A 20,630-nucleotide genomic window follows, 5' to 3' on the forward strand; every position below is an offset into this window, starting at 1 on the left:
CCTTCAGGAAGAAAAAGACTTCGTCAAAAGATGGCTACGCATAAACGCAAAAAACGTTTACGCAAAAATAGGCATAAGAAAAAGTAATATAATATAACATTATTAATGTTTTCATCTCTTGGAATTTATATTTTTAATGGGAAAATAATATGGCAAGCAATGTAAAAACTGTCATAGAGGTATGCGTAGGACTTCATTGCTCTATGAAAGGGGCTTATGGTCTTTTAGAAGCTATTCGTTCCCATTATGATTTAGAAATAGGAGTGCCGTCATCTGATGGTATGCTCCTTAAAGAGATGGAGTGTATGCATGATTGCCATAATGCCGTACCTATCCTTATTAATGGTATGGAATGTACAAAATCGTCTTTTAAAAGTATTATTAAGTATATAGAAGCTATACATGTAAGAAAAAGATGAAGAAATTTGTACTGCATAGTGAAAATAATATAGAAAATATTCAGTCATACAGAGATCATTTCGGGGAATATTTAGCAGTTCAAAATATAGGTAATTCTTTTTTTGAAGATTTAAAAGAATATCCTTTATTAAAAAGAGATATTACTCAAACTTCTATATATCAATTATTAACTGACGGAAATATTAAAGAAGATTATATTCTAGTCAATGCCGCTTCATTTGATTATTTGGTTTTCAAAGATAAATTTCTATTAAAAAATAATCCGCATCTTATATTAGACGGCTCTGTTTTTATAGCCAAAATCTTAAATATTAAAAGAATAGATATAATATTAAAAGATTATTATTTAGAAGAAAGAGATATTTTATTAAAAGCAATAGTTGAAGCGGAAGATGCCAATTTTGTCGGTGATATAGAAATAAACATATACGATGAATATGGCTACTATAATAAATATAATATCAGAATCACACCTTCTTTTTTAGAAAATAAAAAATACATATTCGATTTGGAAACTATATCACAAATTGCATATTTGGCTCATATCGGAGGATTTACTTTCAAAGATTATGGAAATGGAGAGTATAAAGGAAGTAATATACTTTCTATTACAGGGGATATTATTAGTCCTAATCTATATGAATTTGAAATGTATACTCCATTAAGAAATATTGTCAAAGCTGCCGGCGGAACGGTAAAAGAATATACTATAAAATGCGTATTTACTAATGGTTTTTTGAACCCTCCTATTGATTTTGAAACTTTCCAGAAAATGACTTTAGATTATGAATGTTTTGACAGTCTTAATATGAAGATGGGAAATGGCGGTATATGTTTCATACAAGAGGATAGATGTATAATAAGGGTTGTAGTAAAAATAATTCAGTTTGGTAAGAGCATATCATGCGGAAAATGTTCTCCTTGTCATAATGGATTCGATTTATGCGAATATTATATCAATAGAATGCTTTTAGGAAATTCAAATTTTGATGATTATTCTAATTTGAAAGAAGCTGTTGAAATGATTAAAATAGGGGCTTCATGTTTGTATATAAGAAGTCTTGCTAACTGTATATTATCTGCTATGGAAATGTTTAGAGATGAGTTTGTGTATTTGATAGAGAATAAGATAACATTATATAGTTTTTTAAAAAGTTAAAAATCTTTTTTATATTAGAGGTTTTATTTAATGATAGTAAAATTTAATGTTGATGGAAAGACGGTATCATCTCAGAAAGGATATACTATACTTCAGGCACTGTCCTACATCAATATAGATATACCTCATTTATGCTCATATAAAATAAATAGTACAAATACTTTTGAAGAAAAAAATAATATTCTAAGATGCAAATTATGCTTGGTTAAAGTAAAGAAAAAAAATGAAAATGATTATTCTTATAAATATGCATGCAATGAAATAGTAGAAAATGGAATGAGTGTTTTAAATGAACATGATGATGATATTATAAGATATAGAACTTCTTTATTAAAGGCCATGCTTTATATGCATGAGCCTATATGCGAAAGCTGTAAGGCTGATTATATATGCAGATTAAAAAAATATTTAGATATTTATAATGTTTCAATAGAGGCATCTCCAAATGCATTCGATGAAAATGATATTAACTTAATAGAATTAAAGAATATAGTAGAAAAAATGAATCTTCCTAACTTTATAAATGTCAATTTTGACAGATGTATTAATTGCGGTATATGCGAAGATTATAAAGTTGTAGACGGATATAATTCTATGATAACAGATTTATGTCCTACTCATGTATTTGAAGTTCAAAGGGATATAGATAATAAAATCAATGATGATATAAGTACAGTAAGAAGCATAGACAGTTTTTGTATAGGATGCAATCATTTATGCGATGCTAAATACAGTTATATTGATTATAGTATAAAAGATATATCATCTCCAAAGGGCAAAAAATACGGAATATGCGATTATGGAAGAAAGCTGGATTATTATTCAAATAATACATTAGAAAAGCCTTTTTATAGTGGAATGCAGTATGAGTTTGATGAGGCTAAAGAATTGTATCATAAATTTATTAATGATATTGAGGCAGAATCTACTTTGGCTTTAAACTCTAGTATGTATCCTATTGAAGATATTGAGGCTTTCAATGAATTTATTGATTCTTTGGGAATACAAAATTTAATATTCAAAAAAAATAGAATGGCTACTAATTCAAAAAATATCAGAGATAATTATACAAATATTAATGATTTTTCTATAAGAGATTTAAAGCAGGATATAAAGCATTCTATATTTGACGATAATTATATATATAATGAAAAATTTAAAAAATTTATTATAGTAGGCGACTCATTAGATGATAATGATAATATGATTGATTTTGCCAAGAAAAATAAGGGTAATTATATAGTATTTAGTCCGAATTTTTCTGTTTTGGCTTATAATGCTTATTTAAGTTTTCCTATATCATATCTTGGTGAGTTTGAGGGGCATTATATAGATAATCATGGCAAGGTTAAAGAGATGCAGGCTTTTTTGAAAAGTAGTAAAAATCGTATGAGTTTGAGAGAATTGTTAAAATATTTGTATTTATAATGATTTTGTATATACTAGAATATATGAGGCTTATATATTATTTTTTTATTATTGCTAATACAAAGCGAGTTTATTTATAAACAATAAAAAACGATAAACGAGCAGCTGATAACTGACGAAGGAAGTTGTCAGCTAATGTATAGCGAGTTTATCGATAGCAATAAAAGGAGAGTTTATTTATGCCAAAAACAAGAGCTGAAATACTCCAAAATAGTAATAAAAAATATGATATTATTATTATAGGCGGCGGGGTTATTGGTGCTACTATAGCATTAAAGGCTTCCAGAGTAGGACTTTCCGTACTTTTGCTTGATAAGCATGATTTTGCTTTCGGTTCTTCTTCCAGAACTTCTAAAATGCTTTCAGGCGGATTTAATGATATGAATAGTAAAAATTTAATGTATACAATTCATAGAGTAAGAGAAAGAAATAACCTTATGTATAAGGCTTCATCTGAACATTTTGGCATTATCAATCCTATATATGAACATAGCAGTACAGGGCTTTTAAGAGAAGAAATAAAAATGATGCTATATGATATGTTTTCCCTGTTTGGAAAAACTAAAAGACATAAATCACTTAGCAGAAATGAAACATTAGATGCCTTGCCTGATTTGATAAATAATGATGTTATAGCATCTGTAGAATATTATGAAGGCTTATTAGATGATTCCAGATATGTTATAGAACTTCTTTTGAAAGCTGAAGAGTTCGGAGCGGATATATTAAACTACTGTGAAGTTAAGGCTTTTGAATATAATCAGAAAGAAATAGAAAATGTAGTTTTTACGGATCATATAACAGGAAGAGTATATACAGCAAATGCTAAAACTATATTAATAGCTGCAGGAGCTTGGGGACATAGTATAAGTTCTCTTCTTCCTAATGGAAATTTTGAAGACAGACTTGTTTATGTTAAGGGAAGTCATTTGATTATAGACAGCGATTTGATTCATATAAATAAATCTGTTATTCTTCCTAAGATAAAATCAAGACCTAATGTATTTTTAATGCGTTGGAAGAATAATACTATCATAGGGCCTACAATTAAAAAAAATATTCATGATTTAGATTGTATATACACTACAAGCGATGAAGCTGAATACTTGCTTGATATATATAATACTTATTTCAGCTCTATTGTTAATAAAAACCATATAATAACTACTCAGTCTGGAATGATGCCTCTTAATCCTTCACAGGTTAAAATACATTCTCATCCTCAATACAGACTATTCTTAGTTGAAGGCGGAAACTTTACAACTTCTTCTGCTGTTACTATGAAGACATTAGTAAAAATGTACGGCAAGCCTTATAAATGGTTCAGTAATCAGAAGGTTGTTAATAATAAATTTGAGAAAAATGTTGAATTGGTTTTAAATGAAGATTTAGTTAAATTCCTTATAGATTATTTCGGTTCTGTTAATTTGATTTTAAAATTAAATGAGCTTTGCAAAAATGATTCATCTCTTTTAGTAGAAGTAGGGCTTGATTATAGAATCAACAGAGGACTCATAAAATATTTTGTAGAAGTTGAACATGCTATGCATTTAGATGATATAATGATAAGAAGACTAAGATTTATATTAACAGAGAATGACTGCGGTACTTTAATATCAGAGCATATAGCAGAGGAAATGGCTAATATACTTAAATGGGACAAAAGAAGAACTGAATGGGAAATAAAAAGATACAGAACAGAGATTAAAAGAACAAGAGTAGGTTTGTTCTAATTTATCCTTGTACTAAATCTTTGAAGCCTCTTAATATATTAAGTCCTGTATTTCCGCTTTTTTCAGGGTGAAACTGTATTCCGTATACATTATCATTTTTTACTATGGCCGGTATTTGAACATCATATTCACTGTCGGCTATTATGCTTTCATCACAATCCTTGCCATAGTATGAATGTACAAAATAAACATATTCCATATTATTAATATATTTAAATAGTTTATCTTCTTTTTTTATATTGAGATTATTCCAGCCCATATGAGGTACTTTCAAATCTTTATTTTTTAAATCTTTTTCTATAGGGCATATATTTCCTTTTATAAGTCCAAGTCCATTATACTCTCCGTATTCATAACTCTTATCAAAAAGCATTTGCATACCCAAGCATATACCCAAAATTAATTTTCCTTTTTTAGCTTCTTCTATAATAGTATTTTTTAATGTTCCGTCTTTTCTTCTTTCAAGTTTTGCTAAAGCATCTCTGAAAGCTCCTACTCCCGGCAGTATCAAAGCGTCAGATTCTTTTATAGTTTTTTCATCATCTGTAAGTTTAGCATCTATTCCTACATACTTTAATGATGACATAAGGGAGAATAAATTTCCTACTTCATAATCTATTATAGCTGTCATAAAAAAATCCTATTAATTTATTAAAGTTATTATACTAAAATAAAACATAAAAGTCAAAGTATAGGGGCGGGTGGGCGGGCAGAATAAATTAAAAAATATTAATTATATGCCTTTTATAAAAAAACAAAAAATCAAATTTTTTAATTTTTATTATTTTCAAGCATTCCCTTTGTAGATAATACTTCATTTTTATATTTTTCGTCTATTTCACAAGCCTGTGCTAAAGCTCTAGCAACACCTTTAAAAATAGATTCTATTATATGATGAGTATTCTCTCCATATAAAGTATTTATATGTAAAGTAATATTCATAGAATTAGTGAATGCAATGAAAAACTCTTTAACAAGTTCAGTATCGAAGCCACCAACTTTTTCATGTTTTAAATCGCTGTTAAAAACTAAATGACTTCTTCCGCATATATCAACAGCAGCCATAGTAAGGGCCTCGCACATAGGCATACTAAAATTACCATATCTTTTAATACCTTTCAAATCCCCTAAAGCCTCAGCGAAACATTTACCTAATACAATACCAACATCCTCTACAGAATGATGATAATCAATATGAATATCCCCATCGCATATAGTTTCTAAATCGAATCTCCCATGGCGTGCAAACAAATCAAGCATATGATCCAAAAATCCTACTTTAGTATTGTTTTTGTATTTTCCTGTTCCGTCTATATTTAATTTAATTTTTATCTTTGTTTCATTAGTATTTCTTTCTATTTCAGAAACTCTCATTTTATTATTCTCCGTTTATAAAAATTATAATTCTTAATATTTGATATATATATCATTTTTAATATATAATTGCAATAATATATTTTAATTGATAAAAGTATTTTTAATAAATGTTCAGGAGAAATGATAATGCTTGATTCAGAGAGTCTTAACAGTTTTAATGATTATAAACCTAGAATTACAAAAGAAGATGTAAGAGATAAAATTTATAAAGATTCTAATATTGAGAAGAAAATAAAAGAAGGCGTGGAAAATTATTTAGATTTATCAATATTGAAAAAATATTCTGATAATGCCTATAGCGAATATGATTATATAAATAATTATATGCTCATTACTACAGAAGTATTTGAGGAAGGATATATAATCTGTGATGTTCATATAGATGTTAACATGAAAATATATGATTATATGCCTAAAGATGATAATAAGAATGAAAGATATATCGCTTTAGATAATACATATTTAATGGGACTAAATTTAAAATTTTCATTAAAAGAAATAGATGATGATATAGAAAATATAGAAGTGAGATATTTTAATATTTATGGAATTTCAGATAACTTACATCAATCATAAATAATTAAAAAAATTAATTTATTTAAATTATATTTTTTATTTTAAATCTATATTTATAAATCTTAATGCTCTTTCAGAAGCATTTTCTACCAAAGCTGCAGCATTAGAAATAGATTCTTCAAGACTCATAGCTTTTGTGCATATAGGCATTATGGACTTAATACCCAAATCATATACTATTTCAGCTCCTTCTCTAATTTCACCAACTATAGCAATTACAGGTATATTGCCGGCTCTTTTTGCAACACCAACAGGCACTTTTCCTTCTTTAGTTTGTCCGTCAATAGCTCCCTCTCCGGTTATTATAAGAGAGGCATCTTTTATTTTTGATTCAAAATCTATTATATCAAGCACAGCATCTATTCCGCTTTTTAACTGAGCATTACAAAAAGCAACAAGTCCGCCTCCTAATCCTCCGGCAGCACCGGCACCTTCCATATAGTCTATTTCTTTACCAAATTTTTCTTTTATGATTTTTGCTATATTTTTAAGTCCTTCATCAAGTATATCAAAAGTTTCTTCTGTAACACCTTTCTGTTTTCCGTATACTGCAGTAGCACCATTCTTTCCATAAAGCGGATTTTTTACATCACATGCGGCAGTTATTTTTATATCGAATATTCTTTTATCAACATTACTATCATCTATATCATCAACATGCATCATGTTTTCAGCAATGGCTTCAAGCTCATTATTATCTTTATCGAGAAATTTATATCCTAAAGCATTAGCCATACCTATGCCGCAGTCATTTGTTGCACTTCCGCCTATTCCTATTAAAATTTCTTTTATATTATTATTGACAGCATCTTTTATTAATTCTCCAGTTCCGTAAGTAGAATATTTTAAAGGATTTCTTGTTTTATCATCGATCAAAGTAAGTCCAGATGCTTCTGCCATTTCTATAACAGCTTTTTCTTTATTAATGATTCCGTATTTAGCTTCTATTAGTTTGCCTTCAGGATTTTTTACATTTATTTTTTTTATATTTCCGCCTGCTGCATAAAGTATAGATTCTACAGTTCCTTCTCCTCCGTCAGCAACAGGAATTTTTATTATATCAGCATCTTTTATTACTTTTAATACTCCTCTTTCTATATAATTGCAAACCTCTAAACTGCTTGCACTGCCTTTGAAAGAGTCCGGTATTATTATGATTTTTTTCATATTATATTCCTTTTAAATTCCTCTATGTATTTTTTAACATTTACCTATTGTTTAATATATACAATAAATATTTCAAAAATTGTATTTATGATACAAAGAAATATATATATAATTTTGATATAATTAAAATACTAAAACAAATATAATTAAATTATGTAAGGATTTTATATAGTTTTTTAGTATGTAATACATTATTTTTTAGTGATATCAATCGTAATTATTTTTATAATAAATTTGTTCCAATACCATATTATATGCCTAGTATTTAATCCTGCTAGGCATATTGTATTTTAAAGTGTAAATATCTTCTTGTTTTTTATTATTATAAAGATAATATATTTTATATAAAAAAATTAATTATTTTTAAGGTGCTTATGTATATTGATAATGAAATGGCTCAAAGATTATTAGATAAGATAATGAAAGTTATAGATTATGAAATTAATATTAATATTATGAATGAATATGGGGAGATTATTGCAAGCGGAGATAAGGGCAGAATAGGAAAAATAAATTTGGGAGCTTTGGAAGTATTAAAAAATTCTAAAAATATGAATTATTTTAACTTTATAGATAATGATAAAGAAAGCAGCAGACCAGGTATTAATATGCCTCTTATATTTAATAATGAACTTATAGGTGTAGTAGGAGTTACAGGAGATCCTAAAGAAATAAAATTGATAGCGAACGTTATAAAAATGACTACTGAAATATTAATCGAAAGAGAGATTGATATTGATAAAAAAACATTAAAGCAAACAACATTAAATAATTATATATATAAAATTATATCTAAAGAAAATTACAAGTATTTATCATCTATCAATATATGGGCTGAAAATAATGGTTATTCATTTAATATTAATAGAATGGTATGTTTAATAAAAATAGAAAAAAATAATGATTATGATATTAAAAAAATATCTGAATGCATATTAAATAAAATAAAATTAATAAAATACTTTAGTAATCAAGATATAATTTCTCATATTGGAAATGGGCAGTTTATCATCATAAAAAGTTTGAATGATAATGATAAAAATAAAACAGTATCATCATTTTTTAAATATCTTAAAAAAGAAATAAAAATAAAATTTTCCGTTATGTGCGGATGTATAGTCAATAGTTTGGAGAATATACCTAATAGTTTTGAACAGGCTAATTTTCTTTTTAATTATATTAAGTATACGAATAATGATATTTACTTTATAGAAGATTACATATTAGAATATATTGTTTTAAACGAAGGTTATTTTAGTTCCTCTATGATTCTTAAAAATACATTAAAGATTATTAATCAAAATTCAACTTTCAAAGAAACTATAATAACTATATGTAAGTATGATTTGAATATTAATAAAACTTGTGAAGAACTGTCCCTTCATAGAAATACTATTTTGCATAGAATGAAAAAAATTAAAGAAATATTAGGGCTTGATCCTATTAAAAATCATACAGACAGAATAAAATTTTATATTATAGCATCATTATTAGAAAAATAGTTGTTTAATTGTAAGTCTTATAAATATATTGTGATATTCATTACAATTTTAAGTATATATAAACGTTATATTATTAATGATATAGTATTATGCAAAAAATAATTTAATAATTTTAATATAAATTTTATGTGAAAAAATAAATCAAAAATTTCTATAAAAAGTATTGATATTTTATGGTTTTACATATATTATAAAAAATTGATAATGAAAAAATAAAAATAAGGAGAGGAAAGATGAGTCATCATCATCACAGAGGACAATGGGGGACTAGAGCAGGATTCATACTTGCTGCTATAGGTTCAGCTGTTGGTTTAGGTAATATATGGCGTTTCCCATATATGGTTGCATCTAATGGTGGCGGTGCTTTTATGATAGTTTTCCTTTTGGCTATGCTTACTGCTGGCATACCTATAATGATACTAGAGTTTTCTATAGGACATAAGACTCATAAAAGTGCACCTGGTGCTTTAAAAGCATTGAACCCTTCTTGGGAATGGTTAGGTTGGTTACAAGTATTTACATGTTTTGCAATAGTTATTTATTATTCAGTCATTATTGCTTGGTCATTATCTTACGGACTCTTTTCTATTCAAGGTTTAAAATGGGGAGCTGATACAGCCGGCTTCTTTACTAAAGAGTATTTAAAACTTCAAGATGGTTTTTCACTTAGTAATTTTAATATTGGAGTTGCTATACCATTAATTATTGTTTGGATTATTATATTAGTTTCTGTTATTGGCGGTGTTAAAGATGGTATAGAAAAAGCAAATAAAATATTCATGCCTTTATTAGCTATATTGGTAGTAATTATTCTTATTAGAGGTGTAACTTTGCCTGGAGCTTTAGCAGGTCTTGATTATATGTTCAAACCTGATTTTTCTAAACTTACTAATCCTAAAATTTGGATAGATGCTTATGGTCAGGTATTCTACAGTATGTCTGTAGCATTCGGTATAATGATTACTTATTCTAGTTATTTGCCTGATGATTCAGATATTGCAAACAATGCATTTATGACAGGTTTTGCTGATACTAGTTTCAGTTTGTTCGCTGGTATAACAGTATTTAGTATAATTGGTTATATGGCTCATACTCAAGGAAAGCCTGTTGCTGAAGTTGCTGGAAGCGGCGGTATAGGTTTAGCATTTATGGTATTTCCTGAAGCTATTAACTCTTTACCTGGTTTAAATGGATTATTTGGTGTAGTATTCTTCTTGGTACTTTCATTTGCAGGATTAACATCTGCTATTTCTCTTGCTGAAGTTGTTATATCTTCATTTATAGATAAATTCCATTTCAATAGAAAAAAAGTAAGTATTGTTATCATAGTTATACAAGGTCTTATATCTATGGTATATGCTACAGGAAGCGGACTTTCTATACTTGATATAGTCGATGCATTTATAAACAATTATAATATTGTAGTAAGCGGTTTAATAGAGATTATATTAGTTGCTTGGGTATATAAACTTGGATCATTCAAAGAAACTATCAATACAGTGAGTGAATTCAGAGTAGGCAGCTGGTGGGATTTCTGTTTGAAATTCTTAACTCCAGTATTCTTAGCTGTAATGTTATCATTGAAATTAATAAATGATTTCAAAACACCTTACGGCGGTTATCCTACTTGGGCATTATTCGCTTTAGGTTGGTCAATGCCTGTTATAGCATTCATAGTTGGAATATTATTTGCTAAGTTTAAAGATAGACAGCCTAATATACCTCATAAATGAAAATAAATAAAAGGAGGAATTAATTATGGGATTAGATTCTGCTATATTTATGGGATTCAGCTTATTAGCTATTTGGGGAGGATTTGCTTTCTTTTTAGGAATAGCTTTAAGAAAGATGTAAGTTATAATTTGAATTAAAAATATAAGGCATAGGCTTACTTTTAAGTCTATGCCTTTTTATATTATTAGTTTTATATTATATTAATATTAAATAATGTACATGTATTTACATTTGTTTAATTTTTTTATATTATATTAATATAATTTAGGTGTGCAAAATGAAAAAGATTTTTCTAATTATGATGGCATTACTGAGTATGTCATATTCTTCAATATTTGGTATGTATGGAGATCAGGATGATTGGATTGATTTTCTTACAGACGGCAATCAGTTTAGAGCTAGAATGGATCAATTAGGATTTGTTTTAGGTAATAGTACTATTAAAGGTACTTTTGGTTTTAGAACTCAGAGTTCATTAACTAAATTAGGAGATATTTTGTTGCATAATAATGTTGGTACTTATTTTGGAGCAACTATTTCCGGCGGTATAGGATATACTTCTGAGGCTTTTAGTATAGGTTTAGGTTATAATTATACTACACCATCCTTTTTGCCTACTAGTTATAACTTTGGTTCTCATACTCCTGTACTTATGATTAATGCTTTAAATGATAATTTGAGGATAGCTATTCCTGTGCAAATATTAGTACATAATGGAAGTATTGATCAACTTGGGAGCTATAGAGATAATTATTTAGGGATAAGTACTGATACGCAAATAAGATATTATACAGGTATAGATGCTTTTAATGAAATAAGATTATATGTAAAATATGGGCAATTAGGATATAAGTTTGATATGCAAGAAGTTTTAGCAAGATCATTTGGTTTTGAAACAAGATTCTATTTTTTGAATACTGCTGTTGGAAATGTAACTATCAATCCTTTTATTAAAGTAGCATATAATACAGCTTTGCATGGATTTAGTACTATGGTAAGAGCATTAGATGGTATGTATGAAGAAATAGGAGGTTATGATCCAAATACTACTGTTTCCCCGCAAGCAAATATCAATGTTAAATGGGATAAGAATCCTTATGATGTAACTGTTCAGGCAGTATTGGGAGTAACAGCTAATAGTGATATAGTATCACTTTATGTTGAGCCTTCTTTAGGTTATAAGGCTAGATATTTAGGAAAAATGCAATATGAAGATCAAGATGGAAAAGTTAATTATGATTTTAAAGTTAATCATTATTTATCTTGGGGTGCTTATGCAGAGCTTTATATAACTCCGGTAAAAGATTTAGAATGGTATTTTGAAATGGATGTTAATAATAGTGATTCAGATTCTACTGGTATACCTGTTAGTTTTGCTTCTACTACAGGGATAACTTGGTATTTGCCTGAATTTTAATTTTATTTTATATTACAAAATAAAAAAAGAGGTATTTATTTTTTAATAATAAATACCTCTTTCATTTTATTTATATTTTTTAATTTAAAAATTTTAATCTCTTCTTCTTTGTGCTAGCATTAAAAGTCTTAATAATGTAAGTATAGCAGTAACAGCAGCGGCAACATAAGTTAAAGCAGCAGCAGATAAAACTTTTTTAGCTCCGTCAAGTTCTTCACTATCTAAGAATCCGCCTTTATCCAATATCTTTATAGCTCTGTTTGAAGCGTCAAATTCAACAGGCAAAGTAACTAAAGAGAAGAAAACAGCAAATGCAAAAAGTATAATACCAGCCATCATTATGTAGTATGAAAAACTTCCGGCACCTCCTATCATAATGCCTATTAATACCAAATAAGGCCCAAATTGATCTCCTATAGCACATAGAGGATAAAAACCGTTTCTTATAGAAAGAGGAGCATATCCTCTGTCATGCTGTATAGCATGTCCTACCTCATGAGCAGCAACTCCCAAAGCAGCAACATCTGTACCATCATATACACCATAAGAAAGTCTTAATACTCTTGCAGAAGGGTCATAATGGTCAGTTAATGTACCGCCTATTCTTTCAACAGGTATATCTATTCCATATCCTTCTAGAATATATTTTGCTGTTTGAGCACCTGTAATGCCTCTTTTATTTTCCATTCTGCTGTATTTAGCATAAGTAGATTTTACTTTCATCTGAGCCCAGAAACCGAGAATTATACCTGGAATTAGTATCCATATATATCCGAAATAATATTCAAAATATCCAAACATATTAAAAAACCTCCTATTTTTTAGTATTTTTCATTTATAAATATATAAATTAATTGCAATAATTATAACATTTTTTTATAACAATGTTAATAGTTTTAATGTAAAATTAAATTTTGTATGTTATATAATTATTTTATAATAGCTTACAATTTTATTTTTATTCGTAAGTTATCAGCTGCTCGTTTATGACTGAAAATTAATAAACTTTATCAGCGTTCTTTATCGTATATTCTATTGTCTTTCCTACTGCTTCTAAAGTCTTTTTATCTAATTTATCTATAGTATCCTGTGATGTATGATGAAATGGATATCCCATATCTATAACATCAATGAAAGGTATTCTCTCAGTTAAAAACGGAGTATGATCATCTATTATAGTACCATAATGTCCGTCAATAAAATATTCTTTGTATCCTAAATTATCGGCATAATTCCAAACTTTATCGTATATTGCAGAATAATATGTATGAGCAAAACTTTCATATCTGAATTTTGCATTCTTGCTTCCAACCATATCAAGAAGTATACCGAATTTTATTTTTTGTTTATCTAATATTTTATCTCTTAATATAATTTCATTCACAAAAGCAATGCTTCCCTGTATCCAATCTGTTTCTATTAAAGAATCACCTTCAACATCGAATAGATTTCCATCATCTTCCAAATCGAATAGTACAAAGCATACGCTATAAGGCAAATCATTATAATTTTTTAAAGCCTTCATAAGTTCAAGTAAAACACCGCTGCTGCTTGCTCCATCATTAGCACCGCTTATAGGCTTATCTCTATTAAATTGTACAGGGTCTTTTTCAGCAACAGAGCGGCTATCGAAATGACTAGTAATAATTATATAATCATCAGTTTTGCCTTTAAGAAATGCATATATATTTTCTCCTTTTCTTCCTTTTATGTAAGGAGCTTCAAAATTATGACTATGAACTTCATATCCAAGATCAGAAATTTCTTGTTTAAAGAATTCTCTTACTTTTTTATGAGCTTCAGAGCCGTAATTACGTGGTCCTAAATCTGTTTGCTTTTTTATATAATTATATGCATTATCAGCATTGAAATAAAAATTTTCATTTATTTTTTGATTGTTTTCTTTTTTAGATGTATTTGCTTTAGCATCGCTGCATGAATATAACATTATTGTCATTACTATAAAAAGAGTGGTGATATATTTCATATTTTTATAACCGTATATATTTATTATATTATATTTGTTAATTTTAATTTAATAGCGGTAAAAAGTCAATAAAATATCATGTTTTAATGTATAAGAATACAGTTAAAACCTCTATCGGAATTTTTTTATAAAAAATTAGTCTTTACTTTTTTTTAAAAGATATTATAATATGGTGTACGTGAAGTTAATATTATGTTACTGTTTTGTAGGGGATGACTAAACAGATATAAAATGCATAATATAGATAGCTTTAGAAAATAAAATTACAAAATATTTTAAGCACTATTCATGGAGGGTAGTTATGATTATCAACAATAATATTTCTGCATTAAATGCAAACAGACAATTGAATTTAACTGGAAATTCAATGACTAAAACAATAGCACAGCTTTCTAGTGGTATGAGAATTAACACTGCTGGAGACGATGCTTCTGGATTAGCAGTATCTGAAAAAATGCGTTCACAGTACCGCGGTTTACAACAAGCTACTAGAAACGCTCAAAGCGGTATATCTTTCATTCAAACAACTGAAGGTTATTTAAATGAAACTACTAACATTATGCAAAGAATGAGAGAATTAGCTATTCAATCTGCTAACGGTATATACTCTGACAGCGACAGAGCTTTAATCCAAGTAGAAGTTAATCAATTAGTAGCTGAAGTTGACAGAATCGCTTCTCAAGCTGAATTCAACAAAATGAACATGTTAACTGGACGTTTTGCTGCTGATGGTCAAACTCCTATGACTTTCCACATCGGTGCTAACATGGATCAAAGAATTTCTGTAAACATAGGTTCTATGACTGCTGCTAACTTACAAGTTGGAGGAGATACTCCTATATCTATTTCTTCTGTTGAAACTGCTAACCAAGCTTTAGGAAGAATCGATGAAGGTATTCAAATGGTAGTAGCTCAAAGATCTGAATTAGGTGCTGTTCAAAACAGAATGGAATCTATGGTAAAAAGCTTAATGATCGCTACTGAAAACACTATCGCTTCTGAAAGTGTTATACGTGATGCTGATATGGCTTCTGCTATGGTTGCTTATACTCGTGAGCAAATCTTACAACAAACAGGTGCTGCTATGTTAGCTAACGCTAATATGAAAAATCAATCTATAATGAGAATTATTGGATAATTTGATTTAAGCGACTTATTACAAATGTAGATATAAAGCCCATTAATAGTAATATTAGTGGGCTTTTATTTTTTTGTCTAATTTAATTTTTTATTTATAAAAGGATTTTTATGCGTGATATAGATGTTAATCTTATAACAGAAACTGTTGCTCAATTATGTATAGATGCTAATATTTATTTAAATGATGATATTAAAAAAGCTCTGATTGAAAGCGAAAAAAAAGAAGAAAACAAAATTGCAAAAAATATTCTTAATGTTTTGATAGAAAATGCTGATATAGCTTCTAAAGAATTAAAGCCTATATGTCAAGATACAGGTATGGCAATTATATATATGGATATAGGAATGGATGTGCATTTTACCGGCGGTAATTTAACAGATGCTATTAATAAAGGTGTTGCTTTAGGATATACGAAAGGCTATTTAAGAAAGTCAGTATTAAATGATCCTATAGACAGAAAAAATACTAATGATAATACTCCTGCAGTAATACATTATAATATTGTAGATGGTGATAAAGTAAAAATCATAGTTGCCCCTAAAGGTTTCGGCAGTGAAAATATGAGCAAGATAAAGATGCTTCCTCCTTCAGCTGGAATAGAAGGTGTAAAAGAGTTTGTATATGAAACAATAAAAACAGCCGCTTCTAATGCTTGTCCTCCTATGATTATAGGAATAGGTTTGGGCGGAAGTATGGAGAAATGTGCTGATATTGCAAAAAGGGCTTTGCTTAGAGAAGTTGGCACAAAAAGTGAAGATATTCGTTTACAAAAATTAGAAGAAGAATTACTTGAGAATATTAATAAAATGAATATAGGACCATCAGGATTCGGAGGAAAAACAACTGCTTTAGCCGTTCATATAAACATGTATGCGGCACATATAACTTCTCTTCCTGTATGTGTTTGTACCGGATGTCATGTAACAAGGCATAAAGAAATTATTCTATAAAAAATAGTATATCATTTATAGTAGCAATAAAAAAATTAGGAGTGACAGAAAATGGAAATAAAAAAATTAAATACGCCTTTAACAAAAGAAAAATTATCTGTTTTGAATGCCGGTGATATGGTGGCTCTAACAGGTACTATTTATACTGCAAGAGATGCCGCTCATAAAAGATTAATTGATATGTTAAACAACAATGAAAAACTTCCTTTCAATATAGAAAATCAAACAATTTTTTATGCTGGTCCTTCTCCGGCAAAACCTAATGAAATTATGGGAAGCATTGGTCCTACTACTAGTTACAGAATGGATGCTTATTCTCCTAAACTTTTAGAGCTTGGGCTTTTATCAATGATAGGGAAGGGTAAGAGAAATAAAGAAGTGATAGATGCCATAATAAAATACGGCGGAGTTTATTTTGCTGCTATTGGAGGGGCTGCTGCATATATGTCTAATTGTGTTAAGTCTGCTAAGATTATAGCTTTTGAAGATTTAGGTACTGAGGCTATAAGAGAGCTTTATGTTGAAGATATGCCTTTGATTGTAGCTATAGATTCTAAAGGAAACAATGCCTTAACTGCATAATAAATTTAAATAAAGCTTGGGCGGGTGCTGTATTTTATAGTTTAGTAATAAGGCTAATGAAAATTATAATTTTAAAATAGATTAAAAAATATATAGGTCGGGGTATGTAAATAAAACAAAAAAATAATTTGTTTTTTGTTTTATTTTGTAATCCCACCCTATATGCTTATTGTTTATTTTAGTGTTAATAATTTTTTTATTTTTTATAATTTAATTCTGTAATTATAGCACCCACCCAAAAATTATTTAGAATTTAAAAATATTATCAACGCACGCAGAATAAATTTTTTATATATTGATTAATTAATAAATAGAATAATATTTATATATAAAGTTTCGCTAACCGTGCGTTATTTATTAGTTAATAATTTGAGAATAAATAAGTTAATTATTAATTAAAACAATATGTCTGTATGCTTCATAAGCAACTATAGCTACAGTATTAGATACATTTATTGAACGTATATTATCACTCATAGGTATATATACAGAATTTTCTAAATCGTTTTCCCATAATGATTCTCTAAGCCCAGTTGATTCTCTGCCGAATAAAAGTATATCATTATTAGAATATTGAAATTCATCGTATCTATGCTTTCCAAATTTAGTAATAGGTACTATTCTTTTATTGTTATTATTGCAGTATTCTAAAAAAGTATTTTCATTTTCATGTTTTACTAATTGCAAATTCTCCCAATAATCAAGTCCAGCACGTTTAACTTCTTTAGAGCTAATTATAAAAGAAGGCTTTGACACTATATGTAAAGGTATATTAAGTCCTACACATAATCTTCCAATATTTCCTGTATTAGCAGGTATTTCCGGGCGATATAAAGCTATAATTATATTAAAGTCATCATTTATTTTTTTTTGAGGCATAATTTTACACTAAATTTTATAAATTTATTTTTATTTTATTCTAGTATAGATTATATTTTTTTCAATATGTTTTATAATATCTATTGATTTTTTTTGTTTATAAGTTAAAGTAATAACATGGCTATTTAGATCAAATTAAGGTAAGGGAAGAAAGTGAACAAAATAGAAGAATTTAATCAATCCACTTCCAAATATGAATTATATACTCATTTAAGTGAAAAAATAGTATCAGGCGAAATAAAAACATTTTCAGAAATTTTTACTTATGCTAAAAATGTTAATTTTGAAAAAGTACATGACCATAAGAAAATATTAAAAGGTTTATTCGATCTCATACGAAAAATTAATTGGGGGTTTTTTAATAATTTAGATAAAGAACTCTACCCGAAATTGTGGTCTCAATTCGTTACAGAGAATCAAAAATATAATTTTGCTGGTGATTTAAAATTAAGCCTTTCAATAGCTGATATTTATATAGCAATGCTTGATATACATGGTTATACAAAGTTTTGCGAAGAAAATAAAAATAATCTTTCTAAAATGCATGCCTTAGATGATTTAATGCAAAATAAAGTAAGCGAAGTAACAAGATTTTATAATGTTATATCACATAGAAAACAAGGCGATGAAATAATTATGGTATGCCCTACAGCAACAGATGCTTTGAGTGCTACCATTGCTATAATAGGAGTATTAAGTAAGAAAAGATTATTGAATGAATACCCAAGTGTAGATACGAGCGGTTTGCCCGAGTTTAAAATCAGTGCCGGAATATCCGGAGGTAATACTAATAGTTCTTTAATTATTACGGAAGATGGGGATTTATCAGGATTTTTAATTAACAATGCTGCGAGAATGCAGGCAAGAGCAAATACTTTAGCACCTAAGGAAAATAAAGTAATAGTAACTAAAAATTTACAATTTAACTTTTTGAAGGAAAACAGCAAAGTTAAAAGTGAAATATTTGAAAAGGATATAATATCTTTTTATGATAATGGTATGATATCATTTAAAGGTACTGAAATACCTATAGTAGAAGCGATATTCAATCCTGATGAAAAATATAAAGAGCATTTCTTTACAGAGATGGAAGAGCTAGTTAAAAGTGTTAAGGGTAATTTATGGAAGCAGAGAATGTTTACAGCAATTTTAGATTTGATATCAAAAGTTGCTAAATCAATGCCTCCTTTCCAAATAGATGAGCATGTAAATGAATATATATCAAGCTATACAAATTCAACTATATGTGATTTATGCGATAAGGCAAACGGAGCTTATGTAGTTAAAGAAAATTATAAAGAGGCCATAGATACTTTTGCTTTGATTATTAAGTTGCTAAAAACTATTCCGGATTTTGATAAGATGGTTTTAGAATATGCAGAAAGTATTTGTGCCGGATATGAAAAGGTATTGCCTATATATGATGTTGTTATTAAGAAAGATATAGAAGCTAATATATCAGAGATTTTCCCTGCTAATCATATACCAATATTCCAGAATGTTCAGAAGGCTAATGAAACATATAATAAATTGATGAATATTGCTATGAGCAGTAAAACATTAAAAAGAAGAAAATCTATTTGGTATGGAATATTAGAAAAAGAACTTCCTAATTTAGTAATTAATATGTATTCAGGAAAAAAATAACATTTCTTTATTTAGGAATTAATTATTTTTGTCAAGTTTATATATGTAAATTTTATATGTTTTATACTTGCAGAAATATTTATATATGATACACTATACTATTATTAAATTGTTTTTTATTTTAAGGAGTATTTATGAGTTTGAAAAACCTGAAAAAATTAATATTGATAATATCTTCATTTTCTATAATAGCTTGCTCACAAACTCAAGGAGGAAGCACAAGCGGATCAAAAACTTCATCAGATTCTCTAGCTTATTTGAAAGGCGGAGAAGGTGAATGGGTATTAAAAGTAGATGATTTTACTATTAATCAAACTAATTTTACTAAAGACTTACAAGCTTCTTTAGTACTTCAAGGTGCTACAGCTGAACAAATAGCTATGTACGCTAATGATGCCGCTACTAAACAAATATATGCAGATCAGTTGATAAATTCTATTTTATTATTGAATAAAGCAGAACAAGAAAAATTCTTTGAAACAGAAGAAGCTAAAGATTTTATTAATCTTTCAATCAGAAATATAAAATTCCAATATTATGTAACAAAACTCATGGCAGATGCTTCTAAAAATATACCAGATCCTACACCAGAACAGGCTCAAGCATTCTTTGAACAAGCTAAACAGCAATTAACTCAAATGTATGGAATCACAGCATATAATACAGAAACAGCTCCTTATATTGCTCAATTATACAAAAATGCTTATGCTCAGCAATTAGTAGAAAGAGATATACAGGATTTAAAAGATAAAGCAGTAATAGAAAGAAATACAGCTGTATTAGGTGAAGCAAGCATACTCCCTCCTCAAATAGGAGATACTAATGCTACAGCTATACCGCAAGGTACAAATAACCCAGCAGCTTTACCTCAGCAAGGTGATAATTTATTACCAAGAACAAATAATTAAAATTTAATATTAATGGGAAAGGA

20 protein-coding genes are annotated in these 20,630 nt (G+C 28.1%); 14 read left to right on the plus strand and 6 right to left on the minus strand.

The window, feature by feature from the left end; translation table 11 throughout:
- Nucleotides 1-149 precede the first annotated feature (149 nt).
- From Q0K19_RS06185 to Q0K19_RS06200, 4 genes are all read left to right on the plus strand, one after another.
- A complete protein-coding gene (locus Q0K19_RS06185) occupies nucleotides 150-419 on the plus strand; it encodes an NAD(P)H-dependent oxidoreductase subunit E (RefSeq protein ID WP_048595409.1) in 270 nt (89 codons plus the stop codon).
- Nucleotides 416-1,579: an NADH-ubiquinone oxidoreductase-F iron-sulfur binding region domain-containing protein gene (locus Q0K19_RS06190; RefSeq protein WP_297246380.1), complete on the plus strand. Its 1,164-nt coding sequence runs from the start codon at nucleotides 416-418 to the stop codon at nucleotides 1,577-1,579. The genes Q0K19_RS06185 and Q0K19_RS06190 overlap by 4 nt, the downstream gene beginning before the upstream one ends.
- A 30-nt stretch (nucleotides 1,580-1,609) precedes the next feature.
- Nucleotides 1,610-3,007, plus strand: coding sequence for a 2Fe-2S iron-sulfur cluster-binding protein (locus tag Q0K19_RS06195; RefSeq protein ID WP_297246382.1), 1,398 nt, complete (start codon nucleotides 1,610-1,612; stop codon nucleotides 3,005-3,007).
- Nucleotides 3,008-3,186: 179 nt separating this feature from the next.
- Nucleotides 3,187-4,740, plus strand: a complete 1,554-nt coding sequence (locus tag Q0K19_RS06200) for an FAD-dependent oxidoreductase (RefSeq protein WP_297246384.1) — start codon at nucleotides 3,187-3,189, stop codon at nucleotides 4,738-4,740.
- Nucleotide 4,741: 1 nt separating this feature from the next.
- Here Q0K19_RS06200 and hisH read toward each other — a convergent pair whose 3' ends face one another.
- Both hisH and hisB read right to left on the minus strand, forming a co-directional pair.
- Complete coding sequence (gene hisH, locus Q0K19_RS06205) at nucleotides 4,742-5,371, minus strand: imidazole glycerol phosphate synthase subunit HisH (RefSeq protein WP_297246386.1); 630 nt, start codon at nucleotides 5,369-5,371, stop codon at nucleotides 4,742-4,744.
- Between the two features lie 140 nt (nucleotides 5,372-5,511).
- On the minus strand, nucleotides 5,512-6,114 hold the full coding sequence (hisB, locus tag Q0K19_RS06210; RefSeq protein ID WP_297246388.1) for an imidazoleglycerol-phosphate dehydratase HisB: 603 nt from the start codon (nucleotides 6,112-6,114) through the stop codon (nucleotides 5,512-5,514).
- Nucleotides 6,115-6,237: 123 nt separating this feature from the next.
- Between hisB and Q0K19_RS06215 the strand changes: the two genes are divergently transcribed.
- Nucleotides 6,238-6,693: a hypothetical protein gene (locus Q0K19_RS06215; RefSeq protein ID WP_297246390.1), complete on the plus strand. Its 456-nt coding sequence runs from the start codon at nucleotides 6,238-6,240 to the stop codon at nucleotides 6,691-6,693.
- A gap of 36 nt (nucleotides 6,694-6,729) precedes the next feature.
- On the opposite strand, the gene Q0K19_RS06220 is transcribed toward Q0K19_RS06215, so the two are convergent.
- A complete protein-coding gene (locus Q0K19_RS06220; protein ID WP_297246392.1) occupies nucleotides 6,730-7,860 on the minus strand; it encodes a glycerate kinase in 1,131 nt (376 codons plus the stop codon).
- A 374-nt stretch (nucleotides 7,861-8,234) separates the two neighbouring features.
- Between Q0K19_RS06220 and Q0K19_RS06225 the strand changes: the two genes are divergently transcribed.
- From Q0K19_RS06225 to Q0K19_RS06240, 4 genes are all read left to right on the plus strand, one after another.
- Complete coding sequence (locus Q0K19_RS06225) at nucleotides 8,235-9,362, plus strand: sugar diacid recognition domain-containing protein (RefSeq protein WP_297246394.1); 1,128 nt, start codon at nucleotides 8,235-8,237, stop codon at nucleotides 9,360-9,362.
- A gap of 233 nt (nucleotides 9,363-9,595) precedes the next feature.
- The gene (locus Q0K19_RS06230; protein WP_297246396.1) at nucleotides 9,596-11,095 is read left to right on the plus strand and encodes a sodium-dependent transporter; all 1,500 of its coding nucleotides are present in this window, start codon (nucleotides 9,596-9,598) and stop codon (nucleotides 11,093-11,095) included.
- Between the two features lie 25 nt (nucleotides 11,096-11,120).
- Entirely contained in the window at nucleotides 11,121-11,216 is a 96-nt protein-coding gene (locus tag Q0K19_RS06235) for a MetS family NSS transporter small subunit (RefSeq protein WP_020064978.1), read from the plus strand.
- Nucleotides 11,217-11,373: 157 nt separating this feature from the next.
- Nucleotides 11,374-12,513, plus strand: coding sequence for a cell surface protein (locus Q0K19_RS06240; protein WP_297246398.1), 1,140 nt, complete (start codon nucleotides 11,374-11,376; stop codon nucleotides 12,511-12,513).
- A gap of 93 nt (nucleotides 12,514-12,606) precedes the next feature.
- Here the strand turns inward: Q0K19_RS06240 and Q0K19_RS06245 are convergent, their stop codons facing one another.
- Together Q0K19_RS06245 and Q0K19_RS06250 are read right to left on the minus strand one after the other, a co-directional pair.
- Nucleotides 12,607-13,314, minus strand: a complete 708-nt coding sequence (locus Q0K19_RS06245) for a zinc metallopeptidase (RefSeq protein ID WP_297246400.1) — start codon at nucleotides 13,312-13,314, stop codon at nucleotides 12,607-12,609.
- 196 nt (nucleotides 13,315-13,510) lie between these two features.
- The gene (locus Q0K19_RS06250; RefSeq protein ID WP_297246402.1) at nucleotides 13,511-14,500 is read right to left on the minus strand and encodes a M28 family peptidase; all 990 of its coding nucleotides are present in this window, start codon (nucleotides 14,498-14,500) and stop codon (nucleotides 13,511-13,513) included.
- Nucleotides 14,501-14,801: 301 nt separating this feature from the next.
- Here Q0K19_RS06250 and Q0K19_RS06255 point away from each other — a divergent pair, with 301 nt between their 5' ends.
- From Q0K19_RS06255 to Q0K19_RS06265, 3 genes are all read left to right on the plus strand, one after another.
- On the plus strand, nucleotides 14,802-15,638 hold the full coding sequence (locus Q0K19_RS06255) for a flagellin (RefSeq protein ID WP_297246404.1): 837 nt from the start codon (nucleotides 14,802-14,804) through the stop codon (nucleotides 15,636-15,638).
- Between the two features lie 110 nt (nucleotides 15,639-15,748).
- Nucleotides 15,749-16,591, plus strand: coding sequence for a fumarate hydratase (locus Q0K19_RS06260; RefSeq protein WP_297246406.1), 843 nt, complete (start codon nucleotides 15,749-15,751; stop codon nucleotides 16,589-16,591).
- A 51-nt stretch (nucleotides 16,592-16,642) separates the two neighbouring features.
- Nucleotides 16,643-17,173: a Fe-S-containing hydro-lyase gene (locus tag Q0K19_RS06265; protein WP_297246408.1), complete on the plus strand. Its 531-nt coding sequence runs from the start codon at nucleotides 16,643-16,645 to the stop codon at nucleotides 17,171-17,173.
- Between the two features lie 384 nt (nucleotides 17,174-17,557).
- Here the strand turns inward: Q0K19_RS06265 and Q0K19_RS06270 are convergent, their stop codons facing one another.
- The gene (locus Q0K19_RS06270) at nucleotides 17,558-18,052 is read right to left on the minus strand and encodes a tRNA (cytidine(34)-2'-O)-methyltransferase (protein WP_297246410.1); all 495 of its coding nucleotides are present in this window, start codon (nucleotides 18,050-18,052) and stop codon (nucleotides 17,558-17,560) included.
- Between the two features lie 153 nt (nucleotides 18,053-18,205).
- Here Q0K19_RS06270 and Q0K19_RS06275 point away from each other — a divergent pair, with 153 nt between their 5' ends.
- Together Q0K19_RS06275 and Q0K19_RS06280 are read left to right on the plus strand one after the other, a co-directional pair.
- Complete coding sequence (locus Q0K19_RS06275) at nucleotides 18,206-19,699, plus strand: hypothetical protein (RefSeq protein ID WP_014486883.1); 1,494 nt, start codon at nucleotides 18,206-18,208, stop codon at nucleotides 19,697-19,699.
- Between the two features lie 134 nt (nucleotides 19,700-19,833).
- Entirely contained in the window at nucleotides 19,834-20,607 is a 774-nt protein-coding gene (locus Q0K19_RS06280) for a hypothetical protein (RefSeq protein WP_297246412.1), read from the plus strand.
- The last annotated feature ends 23 nt before the right edge of the window (nucleotides 20,608-20,630 follow it).

It is taken from the genome of uncultured Brachyspira sp., from assembly GCF_944393015.1.
Classification (GTDB): Bacteria; Spirochaetota; Brachyspiria; order Brachyspirales; family Brachyspiraceae; genus Brachyspira.

Bases quoted from the DNA above. Each gene is read 5' to 3' on its own strand.
- Q0K19_RS06250 (WP_297246402.1), bottom strand. From the start codon at position 14,500: ATGAAATATATCACCACTCTTTTTATAGTAATGACAATAATGTTATAT.
- Q0K19_RS06190 (WP_297246380.1), top strand. From the start codon at position 416: ATGAAGAAATTTGTACTGCATAGTGAAAATAATATAGAAAATATTCAG.
- Q0K19_RS06235 (WP_020064978.1), top strand. From the start codon at position 11,121: ATGGGATTAGATTCTGCTATATTTATGGGATTCAGCTTATTAGCTATT.
- Q0K19_RS06225 (WP_297246394.1), top strand. From the start codon at position 8,235: ATGTATATTGATAATGAAATGGCTCAAAGATTATTAGATAAGATAATG.
- hisH (WP_297246386.1), bottom strand. From the start codon at position 5,371: ATGACAGCTATAATAGATTATGAAGTAGGAAATTTATTCTCCCTTATG.
- Q0K19_RS06185 (WP_048595409.1), top strand. From the start codon at position 150: ATGGCAAGCAATGTAAAAACTGTCATAGAGGTATGCGTAGGACTTCAT.
- Q0K19_RS06245 (WP_297246400.1), bottom strand. From the start codon at position 13,314: ATGTTTGGATATTTTGAATATTATTTCGGATATATATGGATACTAATT.
- Q0K19_RS06200 (WP_297246384.1), top strand. From the start codon at position 3,187: ATGCCAAAAACAAGAGCTGAAATACTCCAAAATAGTAATAAAAAATAT.
- Q0K19_RS06280 (WP_297246412.1), top strand. From the start codon at position 19,834: ATGAGTTTGAAAAACCTGAAAAAATTAATATTGATAATATCTTCATTT.
- Q0K19_RS06195 (WP_297246382.1), top strand. From the start codon at position 1,610: ATGATAGTAAAATTTAATGTTGATGGAAAGACGGTATCATCTCAGAAA.
- Q0K19_RS06230 (WP_297246396.1), top strand. From the start codon at position 9,596: ATGAGTCATCATCATCACAGAGGACAATGGGGGACTAGAGCAGGATTC.
- Q0K19_RS06220 (WP_297246392.1), bottom strand. From the start codon at position 7,860: ATGAAAAAAATCATAATAATACCGGACTCTTTCAAAGGCAGTGCAAGC.
- hisB (WP_297246388.1), bottom strand. From the start codon at position 6,114: ATGAGAGTTTCTGAAATAGAAAGAAATACTAATGAAACAAAGATAAAA.
- Q0K19_RS06215 (WP_297246390.1), top strand. From the start codon at position 6,238: ATGATAATGCTTGATTCAGAGAGTCTTAACAGTTTTAATGATTATAAA.
- Q0K19_RS06260 (WP_297246406.1), top strand. From the start codon at position 15,749: ATGCGTGATATAGATGTTAATCTTATAACAGAAACTGTTGCTCAATTA.
- Q0K19_RS06270 (WP_297246410.1), bottom strand. From the start codon at position 18,052: ATGCCTCAAAAAAAAATAAATGATGACTTTAATATAATTATAGCTTTA.
- Q0K19_RS06240 (WP_297246398.1), top strand. From the start codon at position 11,374: ATGAAAAAGATTTTTCTAATTATGATGGCATTACTGAGTATGTCATAT.
- Q0K19_RS06265 (WP_297246408.1), top strand. From the start codon at position 16,643: ATGGAAATAAAAAAATTAAATACGCCTTTAACAAAAGAAAAATTATCT.
- Q0K19_RS06255 (WP_297246404.1), top strand. From the start codon at position 14,802: ATGATTATCAACAATAATATTTCTGCATTAAATGCAAACAGACAATTG.